Source organism: Flavobacterium sp. 25HG05S-40 (assembly GCF_052654735.1).
This window is the reverse complement of record NZ_CP199750.1, coordinates 1,221,442-1,234,662: the sequence shown is the minus strand read 5'-3', so window position 1 is coordinate 1,234,662 and position 13,221 is coordinate 1,221,442. Positions and strand designations below refer to the sequence as shown.

Genomic DNA, 13,221 nt, shown 5'->3' with positions numbered 1-13,221 from the left:
AATTTTTTAGCGACTAAAAGTAGGCTAAAAAAAATGAATATCGATAGGATGTTTATTGAGAATTTAAAAATTTAACAATCCGAATTGTCTAAGGGTCAGTATTGATTTAGAATACCAAAACAATTCAAAATCTTCCAATTGATTTTCAAAATCTACTTTAAGCATAGTAAAAGTGACCGGTTTCTCGCTGAAAATGGAGAGTTTTTCCAAAGCCGCCAGAAGCCAAAGGGCTTTTTCCTTATCTAATGAGATTTCGACGGTTGCTGTTCTGTTGTGAAAAGTCAACTTCATCATCTCCCAAGAATTTCCTTTTTTGGATTTTGTATAGGTTTCGGTTAACGGATTAGCTCCTAACCAAACGATTTTAGCAGTAGGTTTCATCGTAAAATTAGCTTCATCTTCAAGACAGGAAACTATAAAATCCGAAGGGATTTTTGTTGGCGGGATTTTGAAATCGAACCACTCTTGAAGCTCATATTCAAAACAAATTCCGTGCATGTAATTGAACAACGATTTCTTTAATCCGAAGCTGAATTTATCATGATTTATTCCGGTTTTGTCTTCGAACTGAATATCATTATTGGCAAAAGTAATCGGGTTGATCTCGGGAATAACGCCAAACTCTTCGGGAAACATTCCGACCGGACTGTGCGCTGTCATAGCAAACTGATGCCAAAAACCCGATTGCAGAATTCCCAGTTCAAACATTTGACGTACCATTTCTAAACTATCCACCGTTTCCTGAACTGTTTGCGTCGGATAACCATACATGAGGTAAGCGTGAACCATGATTCCGGCTTCGGTAAAATTTCGGGTTACTTGGGCTACTTGAGCTACAGTAACACCTTTCTGAATCAAATGCAACAATCTATCCGAGGCCACTTCCAATCCGCCAGAAACTGCAATACAACCTGAAGCCTTAAATAAGGTACACAAATCAGCCGTGAAATTTTTCTCAAACCTGATATTAGTCCACCAAGTAACCACAAGTTTTCGACGTAAAATTTCCAAGGCTACTTCGCGCATCAAGGCAGGTGGCGCTGCTTCATCTACAAAATGAAAACCGGTTTCGCCCGTTTGCGCTATTAGTTCCTCCATCCTATCTACCAAAGTTTTGGCAGCAATGGGTTCGTAGAGCTTAATATAATCTAGAGAAATATCGCAGAAGGTACATTTTCCCCAATAGCATCCGTGCGCCATGGTAAGCTTGTTCCAGCGACCATCACTCCACAAACTATGCATGGGATTCGCTATTTCAATAACTGAAATATATTTATCCAAAAGTAAATCGGAATAATCCGGAGTGCCTACTTGACTTTGCTTATAATCCGATTTTATAGTGTTGTTTTTGAAAACAACTTCCTGATTTTCGTGCAGAAAGGTTCGCTTAAATTCGTTTGAGGTATTTTCAATATTTCCGGAATTACAAACAGCGTTATAAAGCAGTTCGACGGGTAATTCACCATCATCAAGCGTAATAAAATCGAAGAATTCAAAAACGCGTTGGTCTTTTAACTCCCGTAATTCCGTATTAGGAAAACCGCCACCCATCGCTATTTTAACATCTGGAAAATTATTTTTGATGTATTGGGCACAACGAAAAGCACTGTATAAATTTCCGGGAAACGGAACCGAAATCAAGACTAATTTGGGTTGTATGGTTTGCAATCTATCGGCCAAAATCTGCAAGGAGATTTTATCAACGTACGTCAAATCATTTTGCAAAAAACAGTATAGTTCGTCAAACGAATTCGCACTTCTTCCCAAGCGTTCGGCATAACGACTGAAACCAAAATTTTCATCAACACATTCCGTAATAAAATCGGATAAATCTTCGAGATAAAGTGTGGCTAAATGTTTGGCTTTATCTTGCATTCCCATAGCGCCAAAGGCCCATTCTAAAGAGCTCTCATCGTTTGTCAAATGATCAAACCGCGACGCTTCGGGCAAAAAATTCCCAGAACAAATTTGACGTGCTAAACTAGGATTCTTACCCTGAAGAAATTCGATTACAGCATCAATCGTAAAGATGTAATCGTCTTTTAAAGCTTGTATTCGCTGTAGGTTTTCGTTTAATGATGTAATAGCTACATTTTCAAAAACAGATTTAAGACCTTTTTTAGAAAATAGTTCCAAAATCACTTCGATACCCAAATCCATTTGGAATGCAGTAATATCTTTGGTATTTAGAAAACCTTTAAGATATGCCGTTGCCGGATAAGGCGTATTAAGCTGCGTGAAGGGCGGTGTTATGAGAAGGAGATCTTTCATTTGTTATCTTGAACAAACAAAAATAGGCTATTTCCCGTCTTTTTTCCTTGCTGCAATAAATTCATTCAGCTTTTTGCCATACAACGATTGAGCAACCTTTGGAGACATGGTTTTTTGAATGGTATCTAAATACTTTAGATTGATGTCGTAAATCTCAGCTAAAGCCACATAAGGAGCCACTTCATAATTACCGTTATTGACAGCAAAATTGGTAGTGTAGAGATATTTTCTTTTTAAAATGCCTCTTTGCTCTTCGTCAATCTTAGCTACTTCGTCTGTCTTATTAGCCTGATAAGCTTTAATTTTTTTCTGTAATAATTCGATATCCTGATCTACATATCGCGAAACTACCTTTCTATACTCATCATACAACTCCTGATTTTTAGAACCTGTAATTTTGGCATCAGACGTAAAAAAATCAAGAGAAGTCTCAATATTCATCTTTCCTTTCTCAGCAAAAAAAGTAATATTGTTGTCAACCGAATTGGTCACACCGCGATCTAAAAACAAATACAGCATTTCAGAAGATTGCAAATCAAACTCACTTGCAAAATGGGAATCTCCATTAATTTTAATCGTATCAATGGGAACCAAAAGCGTATCCTTTATCCTTTGAATATATAATGTTCCCTCCTTTAATCCCTTTATGTTTCCAGTTAAAACAAATTTTTTGGTCGACTTTTTCTCGGCACAGGAAACTAACAAAAGAATAGAAAGAAAAGCTACTACAGATTTATACATGTTTTAAATTTTTTGCAATACTACTAAAAAAAATCCTCAATCTGTTGCACAAACTGAGGATTTCAAGATCTTTTATGTTATGGTTTACCCTTTCAGCCAAGCTGTATTAAGCTTCTCTTTAGAACTTTCGGTCAACTGATAGCCATCCATTTCATTGAAGCTTAACTTTACTTTTCCTTTCAAGGTTTGTTCCTTCTCATCTCTCTTAATTTTCACACTTATTGTGTCATCTGCCTTCCAAAGCTGACTTTCCATAATCATATCGTAAATATTGTCAAGATTATAGGGTTTATCATTAATAGCCACAATAATATCACCGCCTTTTAATCCTAGATTTTTCATAAAATCATTTAAATCGGTACTCGGAAGTACAATGATTTCTTTGGTAGTCGGATTTACTGTGATATAAGGCGTTGCCATATCTTTCAAAAAAGGATTTCCGGGTACTTGAATTTTGGCTTTTGTTACACCCACTTTAGCAAAATAAGTATCATACGGAATTGGCGTGGTTCCTGTTACATAAGTATTTAAAAATTCACCGACTTCCGGATAAGTAAGTTCGGTCACTTTAGCAAAAAGCTCATTGTCATTAAATGGTTTCTCTATACCGTACTCTTTGGAAAGCTTTTTCATCAAATCTAATATTCCTCTTTCACCATTGCTTTTCTCGCGAATAATAATATCGATGCACATTCCGATTAAAGCTCCTTTTTCATAAACATTTAAATACTGTTCTTTGTAGGGCGCTGACAAAACATTTCTACTCATTTCTGTAAACGACATAGTATCGTTCATAGCAGCAGCATTGGTAATTTTGCCTATCATTCTCTGATAAAACTCCTCAGCATCGATAAGTCCTTGATTTACCTGAAACAAATTGGCAAAATATTCCGTTACGCCTTCATACATCCATAAATGCTCTGACATTTTCGGATTGGTATAATCAAAATACTGAATTTCTTTAGAATGAATACTCAACGGCGTCACAGTGTGAAAGAATTCATGTGAAACGACATCTTTTAATTGCTCACCTAAAGCTTCGGTTGGCATAGCTTCCGGGAAACAAACCGTTGTAGACGTATGATGTTCTAAGGCTCCAAAACCTTTGGCATCATTTCTATTCATATCGGTTAGATACAGTAAAATAGTGTAGCGCTTATTGTCGTTTATAGAACCCATAAATGCTTTCTGGGCGCGCATGGTTTTCTCTAAATCGGGTAAAAGTGATTTCGCGGTATGCACACCAGTTGGGGAATATACACTGAATAAAATCTCCATGCCTTCCACCATAAAAGTTTCATAATCAGGTTTGGCATACATGATGGGATTATCGGTCAAATCAAAATAACGCGTCGCTTTAAAAGTATCCACTGAATCACTTTTATCAATATCAATTAGCGATGTAGCTCCGAAAAGATTCGCAGGATGGAGTATTGTCAAACTATATGGAATTTCAGTCAACGCAATTTTATCTTCAAAAAAACCAACAAAACCATGGTTATTAATCATAAAATTTTGACCGTCAAGAATGTTCACACCAGCTGGAGAAAAAATATCATCCTTTCCAAAACCACGTCCCAATTCAGAATCATAAGTATCGTTAACCCAATAGGTAATCTTTGCAATAGATTTTGCACTTGACAAACTCCATGAATTATCATCTGTTTTCGAGGTAACTAATTCTTTTCCATTTTTATCAAACGCTTTTAGATTGTCTATCATTTTTCCGTAATTATCCGCAGAATAAGTTCCGGGAACAGTTTTCGGAAAATGAAATACAGCTGAATTGCTTGAAAATGTTGGTGGCGTTACGGTAACCATCACTTTGTCATTTTCAACTTTAGTCAAATCGATGGTCACTTTTACTTCTTGAGTAGAAGTCTTTTTTTGAGCAGTTGCTGTATGACCGATACATGACAGCGCTACAAAGGCACTTAGAATTAGGTTTTTCATTACTACAATTTTATTTTTAAAAATAAGTCCTCAAAAGTAACCATTAGTTACAAACCTAGTTACTTTTTTAGATTTGATTAACTAAAACCATGCCCACGTATGTAAAGAGAAATAAAAAAACTCTTGCAAAGCAAGAGTCAGCGTATTAGTCAAATTTATTCTTGATATAATATTTACTATCTAAATCATCAAAGTCGTCAATGATTGGCTTGGGCTTGGGCTTACTGCCTGCGGCTTTCTTTTTCCACAACTCAAATTTGTCTTTGGACAACTTTTTTCGCATCAATTCGGTTACTTCATTCTCAGTCAGCCCAAATTCTTCTTTAATTACCTCAAAAGGTTTTCGCTCCTCTTGCGCCATACTCACAACACGCTCTAGCTGTTCGTTGTCAAGTTCCGCCAACTTACTTTTTTTCATTTCTGTAAAAGCATTTTTAAAATAGATACTGTTTAATTTATTCGTATTTCAATATTAGTAAAAAAAGTAATTAGTTGACCACCTCACTATAATTTTTTTATTCGTGCGATTTAGGCGAACGGTGTTTTTGAAACGGTATGGCCAATAAATTAGAAAGATTATTGTGTTCTTCTGGCTTCATGTGCGTATCCACACCATAAACTATTTTGTCTCGGTCTAAGGTTTGATACGTCCCAAATAATCGGTCCCAAACCGAAAAAATATTCCCGTAATTACTGTCAGTGTAAGGTAAAACGTAATGATGATGTACTTTGTGCATATCCGGAGAAACAATAAAGTAACTCAAAACGTTATCCAATTTTTTGGGTAAAACAATATTGGCATGATTAAACTGCGTGGCCACAACCGATAAGGTCTGATACAGAAAAACCATCCACATCGGACTTCCCACAATTAAAACGCCTAAAGTCGTAAAAACAAAGCGGATGACACTTTCACCCGGATGATGTCGGTTAGCCGAAGTGGTATCAATCCAAGTATCCGTATGATGAATCAGATGAAAACGCCAAAGAAATTTGACCTTATGCTCCACCAAATGCACCAAGTAAGCTCCAATCAAATCCAAAAGCAAAAGTCCCAATAGTGCAAACAACCAAACATTCATATCCGGAAGCCAATGCAACAATCCAAAATCATTTTTCTCCGTCCAATCGACTGCCGTTACTAAAATTACCGCCAAACAAAAATTAACAACGATAGTTGTTATCGTAAAGAAGATATTGATCCCTGCATGCTGCCATTTTTTATAGTCAAATCTAACAAAAGGCACTGCGCTCTCGATCATCCAAAAAAGCGTAATGCCTCCCGCCAAAATCAAGGCTCTGTGCGAAGACGGAATAGACGAAAAATAACTGATAATGTCGTTCATAGCTAAGTATTTAGTTCAAATATAGCAAATCTACTCATTTGATAATCCGGAACGTCAGATTTATTCTGGGCCCAACAGGCTTTGCCGTTTTCGGAATCTGGTGTTTCCAAAAATGCTGTGTAGTCCCTTTCATCAATAACAAACTTCCGTGCTCTAATGTGATTTTTAACTTTTGCTCTTTGATGATATTATGCTGCAAATGGAAACTTCGCTCCGCACCAAAACTCACCGAAGCAATCACTGGATTTCGTCCCAATTCCCGCTCGTTATCGGCATGCCAACCGTTGCTGTCTTTTCCGTCTCTGTAAAAATTCAGTAAAACCGTGGTGAAATTTTGAGCAACAATGTCCTCGATTTCATTTTTAATAAACATCAATAACGGATTCCAAGCATTGGGCTGCATCACAATATTAGAATAACTATAAGGCTTTCCCTCGTTGCCAAACAAGGCCGTCAATCTCGGCTGCGCATAGGTTTTACCAAATACTGTGATATCATCTTGTTGCCACGGAATGTCATGCTGCAGTTTTTCAAAAAAAGCATCACTTCGATCTACCTCAAAAAAATTGGGATAATATTCAATTTCCGCATCAGGCAGTGTAAAGGTTATTTTTTCTTTGGGAAATAAGGAGTTCATTGCTCAAAAATATAAAAAAATCAGGAGCACCACAATCTCTTTTTAAAGACGCCTGCTCCCGCTGTCCGCACTACACGGTAGTCAGCTCCCATCAGGGCTAAAGAGAACGTTTATCGTCTTTAACACTCATAAAAAAAGCGATGGAAATTTCCATCGCTTTCACATACAAGTATTATTTTGATTTATTCAGGAGCATGGTTCTGTAACAAATTTTTATAAATCAATCCACCCACAACAGCACCCGCAATTGGTGCTACCCAAAAGAGCCAAACCTGACTTAATGGTGTTCCACCAGCAAATAAAGCTTGTGATAAAGAACGCGCTGGATTTACAGAGGTATTAGTAATCGGAATACTGATTAAGTGTATCAAGGTCAACGCTAAACCAATGGCGATTCCGGCAAATTTCCCGTTAGCAAATTTATCAGTGGCTCCTAAAATGACTAGTAAAAAGAACAGCGTTAAAATAAACTCGGCAGCAAAACAAGCCATCATCGAATAACCATCTGGAGAAAACGTATCAAATCCATTAGAAGCAAAAGCCCCTGCTTTAGAATTATCAATTACATTGCCGGTTTTACCCGACCAAATAATGAAAAGTGTTCCCGCTGCTGCTATAGCTCCAACACATTGCGCCACAATGTAGGATACTAAATCCTTAGCATCAAATCGTCCTCCGGCCCAAAGTCCGAATGACACCGCCGGATTAAAATGTCCTCCTGAAATATGGCCCACAGCATACGCCATAGTCAAAACAGTTAATCCAAAAGCCAACGAAACACCAGCGAATCCAATTCCAAGGTTGGGAATTCCGGCTGCAAATAAAGCACTTCCGCATCCGCCAAAAACAAGCCAATACGTTCCAAAAAATTCTGCAAATAATTTTTTCATAATTCTAGTTTTGTATCATGATGATTCATGATGGGTTAGTATACTAAAATTACAAGTAAATTGTTGTGAGAAAAATGAGTTAAAACAAACTTATTAACAGAAAACTAAGTCTTTAGCTTTTTCGGAAAGTTAATATTCATAATAACTATCGCTAGTATTATCAACAAAATACCAATCCATTGCGAAAAGACAACGGTTTCATTAAGAAGCACAAAGGCCATGGTCACAGACACAGGAAGTTCTAGTGCCGAAACGATACTTCCGAGACCAATACCCGTCAATGGGAATCCAGCGTTTAATAACATCGGTGGAATTATGGTGCCAAAAAGGGCAATGATAATGCCCCATTTATAAAAAATATCATAATTGAACGGCGTTTTTTGAGTTATAAAGGCAAATACCAATACTACTGCTGCACCACCTAATAGCATGTATAAGCTCCGTTGCGCAGAAGATATGTTGATAGCAACCTTATTGGCAGCAAACATGGTAGTTGTAAAAGAGGCAGCTGCTAAAAGGCCTAATACAATACCTCTCCAATCCAAATCAATAGCATTATAAAAAAGATTTGTGGCCAATGCCGTTCCGAACAGTACCATAAAAACAGAAAATATTTTTATTTTGGAAGGCATCTTCTTTTCCAAAAACATTTCTAACAAAACGCCCATCCAAACGGTCTGCATCAACAAGACAATGCCAATGGATACCGGAATATATTTAACGGCCAGGTAGTAAAAAATACTCGTCAATCCTGTAGAGGTTCCCACTATGAGCAACTTTTTTATATCTGTCGACGACGCTTTGACATACTCCTTCCCTTTTCTGTTTTTTTGAAACATCGCAATCATTCCGATTACAACGATACCAATGACAAATTGCGCCGTGATAACCTCAGCTGGAGTATAATGAAGACCTTGTGAACTTACATCAGAATACGCTAATTTTACAAAAGTAGCTAGCATTCCGTAACTGGTAGCTCCCAAACCAACAAGAAAAACACCTTTCAAGACTTTATTTCCAAACATCATTTAATTTTTAAAAAGCCGACAAAGATATTCAAATCGAGTTTAGGATATTCAAAAGTCATTGGGTTTGTCAACATTATTGCATAAAAAAAAGGAAAACTTTCGTTTTCCTTTTTTGGAGCCGGCGGAGGGACTCGAACCCACGACCTGCTGATTACAAATCAGCTGCTCTAGCCAACTGAGCTACGCTGGCGGCGTAATTGTTCTGCAAATATAGAAGCGAAAATTAATTCTCCAAAATATTTTCGAACTTTTTTCTAAAATTATTTAATTAAAGTGCGTTGATTTTTTCAACCAATTGATTTGCAGTTTGTTCTAATTCTGCATTGATTTGTTTGAAATGCGCTTTCTTATTTTCAACATTTTTAGCATTAACTTTTGCAATCAAACCGTCAAAAGAAGCAATAGCTTCGTCAATAAGAGCGTTTGTTTTGTCAGATGGTTTCCCGGCAGTAGTCATTTCGTAAATGTAAACTGCTTCGATAATATCACCTAATACGTAGTTAATGTCTTTCTTTAAATTTTTAACACTTGGCATTTTCTTTAATTTTAAAATTAATTTCATTCCGTTCGGCTACTAGCCTCGGGTCAGGTGCAAAATTACACTAAATCTTTAGAACACCAACTACGAAATATAAATTTCTAAAATTGAAGCCTTACCGGAAAGCTCAAAATGGGTCAGAATAGCAGGAAGTAAGATCGTGTCTCCTTTTCTATAGCTATAAACTTGATGATCAATTGTCAGCTTAAAATCCCCGTCAACACACATATAAACCGTAAATGAAGTTCCGAGTTTAGAGATAGTAGTAGTTCCGTTAAGCGGTATAAAATTAGTGGTAAAATAACGACAGTCTACTACTGTATTAGCAACATTTTCAGTTCTTGAATAGTGTTTTTCCGCTTCGATGGTTTCGTAATTTATGGCCTCCAGCGACAAGTCGACGTGAAGTTCGCGATGATTTCCGTTAGCGTCAACACGATCAAAATCATAAATACGATAGGTAATATCAGAGGTTTGCTGAATTTCAGCAATTACGATTCCGGCGCCAATAGCATGAATGGTTCCCGTTTCTAAAAAGAACACATCGCCTTGTTTTACTTTTTTGGCATCTAAAATATCAACTATGGTTTTGTTGTGAATATGTTTCAAATACGCTTCCGGAGAGGACTTCTCTTTGAAACCGACTATCAATCGGGCATCTGCATCAGCTTGCATAACGTACCACATTTCGGTTTTCCCGAAGGAATTGTGGCGCTTTTTAGCCAGCGCATCATTTGGATGCAACTGAATGGATAAATCTTCACGAGCATCAAGATATTTGAATAATAATGGGAATTGTTTACCAAACTGCTCATAAACTTTAGATCCGAGAACAGCTTCAGGTAGTTCATTAATTACATCAAGTAAAGATTTGCCTTTGTAGGCTCCGTTTGCAATAATACTAACATCATTTTCAACCGTAGATATTTCCCAACTTTCGCCGGTAATATCGGAAGTAATAGGTTTATTGAGATAGGTTTTTAATTTAGAACCTCCCCAAATTCTTTCTTTTAAAATGGGTTCAAATTGTAACGGATATAATTTCATAACTTCAATTTATAGGACAAATATCTAGCTTTTTTTGATTAGATGTTGATGATAAAAATTCAAAAGTTAATATTTTACTTTTTCTTTCGAAGTATCTGTAGTGCTTTTTGGATGTGTATTTTGCCTGACATGCTGTTGAAAACCAATTGAACAATGCCTTCTTTATCGGCTACATAAGTAACTCTACCCGGAATCAACCCTAATAAATCATTAGGAACGCCAAATAGTTTTCGCAATTTTTTATCGGCATCTGAAAGTAAGGTAAAAGGGAGATGGTATTGACGGGCAAATTTTTGATGTGATTTTGTAGAATCACTACTGATACCAATAACCTCAGCGCCTAAATCTCTGAATTCCTCATACTGATCTCGAAAAGAACAGGCTTGTTCGGTGCAAACACGTGTATTATCTTTCGGATAAAAATAAAAAACAACACTTTTTTTTCCAAGAACAGAATCACTTTCAAATACATTTCCCTGACTATCCATAGCAGAGAAACTCGGGATTTTATCTCCAATTTTAAGCGCCATCAATTTCCGTTATAGGTTACAAAATTTCTTGCTGTTTCATATAAAATCACTTCTAAATCTTTATTGGTATCGATGACTTTGCGCAACTTTTGCCAGATAACTACCGCTATATTTTCGGCAGTTGGATTCAAATCAGCAAATTCCGGAACATCAAGGTTCAGATTTTTGTGATCAAAGGCATCTTCTATATGAAGTTTAATTAAATCCGAAAGGATTTTAGTATCTATGACGTAACCAGTTTCCGGATCAACATCTCCAGTAATGGAAACCGTTAAATCGTAATTATGACCGTGAAAATTAGCATTATTGCATTTTCCAAAAACAGCATTATTCTTTTCGTCTGTCCAGTCTTTTCGGTACAAACGATGTGCTGCATTGAAATGCGCTTTTCTAGATACGGTTACTCGCATAGTTCTGAGTTGTGTGGTATGAGTTAAAGTTTATGGTCTTCTAGATAATGATAAAATTCGTCAAAAATGATTTTGAACCAAACCGTGTAGATATCTGGATTTTGTTGCATATCCGTTTTGACATCTTCAATTTTCATCCACTTCCAACTTTCAACTTCTTCCGGATTGATTTGAGGCTCTTCATTGTAGTAACCAATCATAACGTGATCCAACTCATGTTCGGTTAAACCATTATCAAAGGGAGCTTTATAGATGAAGTGAAACAATTCCTTGAGTTCTGTTTTAAAACCCATTTCCTCAAATAATCTGCGGGTACCGGCTTCAATATTGGTTTCGTCTTTACGCTGATGACTACAACAGGTATTGGTCCATAACAAAGGAGAATGGTATTTGTGATGTGCCCGTTGCTGCAACATGATTTCGTTGTTTTTATTCAGCACAAATACTGAAAAAGCACGGTGTAAAATGGCTTTCTCGTGGGCTTCCAGTTTATTCATTAAACCAATAGGTTCATCCTTTTCGTTAACCAAGATTACTTGCTCTTCTATCATAATTTTTATTAATCCATCAAAAATACGAAAAAAACTCAGGGTACATAATTATAGCGTTTGAACAAGCGTTAAACTTTCCTTAAATGACCACAATTTGCAATCTATATGACATTGTAGCTCGTATATGAACCGTAAATTTGTACAAGTTTAAAAACAAATGCTATGCGAAAAGTCACTTTTAACTTTTTACTTCTGATGCCACTCTTCATTTTGAATGCCTGTGGACAATCCAACAACAAACAAAACAAAACACAAAAATCCGATGCTATGGAAAATGTAATTTCAAAACCCGAAAACCCGTATTATTCTAATACCGACACCACCAAACTAAATGTTTCCGATGCCGAATGGAAGAAAGTCTTATCACCAGACTTGTATGCCGTTGCACGTGAAGCCGATACCGAAAGAGCCTTTACAGGAACGATGTGGAATTCAGAAACCAAAGGAACCTATTATTGTGCGGCTTGTGGTTTAAAGCTTTTCAAATCCAATCAAAAATTTGTCAGCAGTTGCGGATGGCCAAGTTTCTTTGAACAAGACAACAAAAATAGTGTTGTCTTTAAAGATGATAATTCTTATGGAATGCACCGAATTGAAGCACTTTGCGGCCGATGCAACAGTCATTTAGGACATTTGTTTGATGATGGTCCGGAGCCTACCGGAAAAAGGTATTGCATGAATGCCATTTCGCTTGACTTTGTTCCGGAAGCCACTGAAAGTAACGGAAATTTGGAAACTATTGTTCTTGGTGGTGGTTGTTATTGGTGTGTTGAAGCCGTTTATGAAAATTTAATTGGAGTGGAAAAAGTCGTTTCTGGTTTTGCAGGAGGAAAAGTAGAAAATCCTAGCTATGAAGAAGTTTGTTCCGGAACAACAGGCGCTGCGGAAGTAGTTGAAATTACGTATGATAAAACCAAAACCAGCTTAGATGAAATTTTCAAAGTATTTTTCACCGTTCACGACCCAACAACTTTAAATCGTCAAGGTGCTGATGTGGGAACCCAATACCGTTCCGCAATATTTTATAAAAATGAAGAACAGAAAAAAGCGGCGGAAAGTATCATTACCGATTTGAATAATGCCAAAGTTTATAACAGTAAAATTGTAACGACTTTAGAGCCATTCAAAGCATTTTATAAAGCAAAAGACTACCATCAAAATTATTACCAAAACAATAAAAATCAACCCTATTGCGAAATGGTGATTCAACCTAAAATTGAAAAGTTCGAAAAGATTTTTAAAGACAGACTGAAAAAGAAATAACTATTAATTCTGAAGA

General features: G+C 36.6%; 14 protein-coding genes and 1 tRNA gene. 1 reads left to right on the top strand and 14 read right to left on the bottom strand.

Annotation, left to right across the window (positions count from 1 at the left end):
• Positions 1 to 63 precede the first annotated feature (63 nt).
• From ACULEU_RS05290 to idi, 14 genes are all read right to left on the bottom strand, one after another.
• Positions 64 to 2,271 carry a B12-binding domain-containing radical SAM protein gene (locus ACULEU_RS05290; RefSeq protein WP_445454405.1) on the bottom strand — a complete coding sequence of 736 codons (2,208 nt, stop codon included), beginning with the start codon at positions 2,269 to 2,271 and terminating at the stop codon, positions 64 to 66.
• 27 nt (positions 2,272 to 2,298) lie between these two features.
• Positions 2,299 to 3,012: a DUF4369 domain-containing protein gene (locus ACULEU_RS05285; protein WP_445454404.1), complete on the bottom strand. Its 714-nt coding sequence runs from the start codon at positions 3,010 to 3,012 to the stop codon at positions 2,299 to 2,301.
• 84 nt (positions 3,013 to 3,096) lie between these two features.
• Positions 3,097 to 4,965: a M61 family metallopeptidase gene (locus ACULEU_RS05280; RefSeq protein WP_445454403.1), complete on the bottom strand. Its 1,869-nt coding sequence runs from the start codon at positions 4,963 to 4,965 to the stop codon at positions 3,097 to 3,099.
• Between the two features lie 145 nt (positions 4,966 to 5,110).
• Entirely contained in the window at positions 5,111 to 5,383 is a 273-nt protein-coding gene (locus ACULEU_RS05275) for a TIGR03643 family protein (protein WP_445454402.1), read from the bottom strand.
• Positions 5,384 to 5,480: 97 nt separating this feature from the next.
• Complete coding sequence (locus tag ACULEU_RS05270) at positions 5,481 to 6,311, bottom strand: sterol desaturase family protein (protein WP_445454401.1); 831 nt, start codon at positions 6,309 to 6,311, stop codon at positions 5,481 to 5,483.
• 34 nt (positions 6,312 to 6,345) lie between these two features.
• Positions 6,346 to 6,948: an alpha-ketoglutarate-dependent dioxygenase AlkB family protein gene (locus ACULEU_RS05265; protein WP_445454400.1), complete on the bottom strand. Its 603-nt coding sequence runs from the start codon at positions 6,946 to 6,948 to the stop codon at positions 6,346 to 6,348.
• A 182-nt stretch (positions 6,949 to 7,130) separates the two neighbouring features.
• On the bottom strand, positions 7,131 to 7,838 hold the full coding sequence (aqpZ, locus tag ACULEU_RS05260; RefSeq protein WP_445454399.1) for an aquaporin Z: 708 nt from the start codon (positions 7,836 to 7,838) through the stop codon (positions 7,131 to 7,133).
• Between the two features lie 104 nt (positions 7,839 to 7,942).
• Positions 7,943 to 8,863: a DMT family transporter gene (locus ACULEU_RS05255; RefSeq protein ID WP_445454830.1), complete on the bottom strand. Its 921-nt coding sequence runs from the start codon at positions 8,861 to 8,863 to the stop codon at positions 7,943 to 7,945.
• 116 nt (positions 8,864 to 8,979) lie between these two features.
• Positions 8,980 to 9,056 (bottom strand) — tRNA-Thr (locus ACULEU_RS05250).
• 78 nt (positions 9,057 to 9,134) lie between these two features.
• Positions 9,135 to 9,401 (bottom strand): hypothetical protein, encoded by a 267-nt coding sequence (locus ACULEU_RS05245; RefSeq protein ID WP_445454398.1) that lies wholly within the window; start codon positions 9,399 to 9,401, stop codon positions 9,135 to 9,137.
• Positions 9,402 to 9,488: 87 nt separating this feature from the next.
• Complete coding sequence (locus tag ACULEU_RS05240; RefSeq protein WP_445454397.1) at positions 9,489 to 10,451, bottom strand: type I phosphomannose isomerase catalytic subunit; 963 nt, start codon at positions 10,449 to 10,451, stop codon at positions 9,489 to 9,491.
• Positions 10,452 to 10,525: 74 nt separating this feature from the next.
• Positions 10,526 to 10,981 (bottom strand): peroxiredoxin, encoded by a 456-nt coding sequence (locus ACULEU_RS05235; protein ID WP_445454396.1) that lies wholly within the window; start codon positions 10,979 to 10,981, stop codon positions 10,526 to 10,528.
• On the bottom strand, positions 10,981 to 11,391 hold the full coding sequence (locus ACULEU_RS05230; protein WP_445454395.1) for a 6-pyruvoyl trahydropterin synthase family protein: 411 nt from the start codon (positions 11,389 to 11,391) through the stop codon (positions 10,981 to 10,983). Before ACULEU_RS05230 ends, ACULEU_RS05235 begins: the two co-directional genes overlap by 1 nt.
• A 23-nt stretch (positions 11,392 to 11,414) precedes the next feature.
• A complete protein-coding gene (gene idi / locus ACULEU_RS05225) occupies positions 11,415 to 11,942 on the bottom strand; it encodes an isopentenyl-diphosphate Delta-isomerase (RefSeq protein WP_445454394.1) in 528 nt (175 codons plus the stop codon).
• Positions 11,943 to 12,137: 195 nt separating this feature from the next.
• On the opposite strand from idi, the gene ACULEU_RS05220 reads away from it, so the two are divergent.
• The gene (locus tag ACULEU_RS05220; protein ID WP_445454829.1) at positions 12,138 to 13,205 is read left to right on the top strand and encodes a bifunctional methionine sulfoxide reductase B/A protein; all 1,068 of its coding nucleotides are present in this window, start codon (positions 12,138 to 12,140) and stop codon (positions 13,203 to 13,205) included.
• Positions 13,206 to 13,221: the final 16 nt, after the last annotated feature.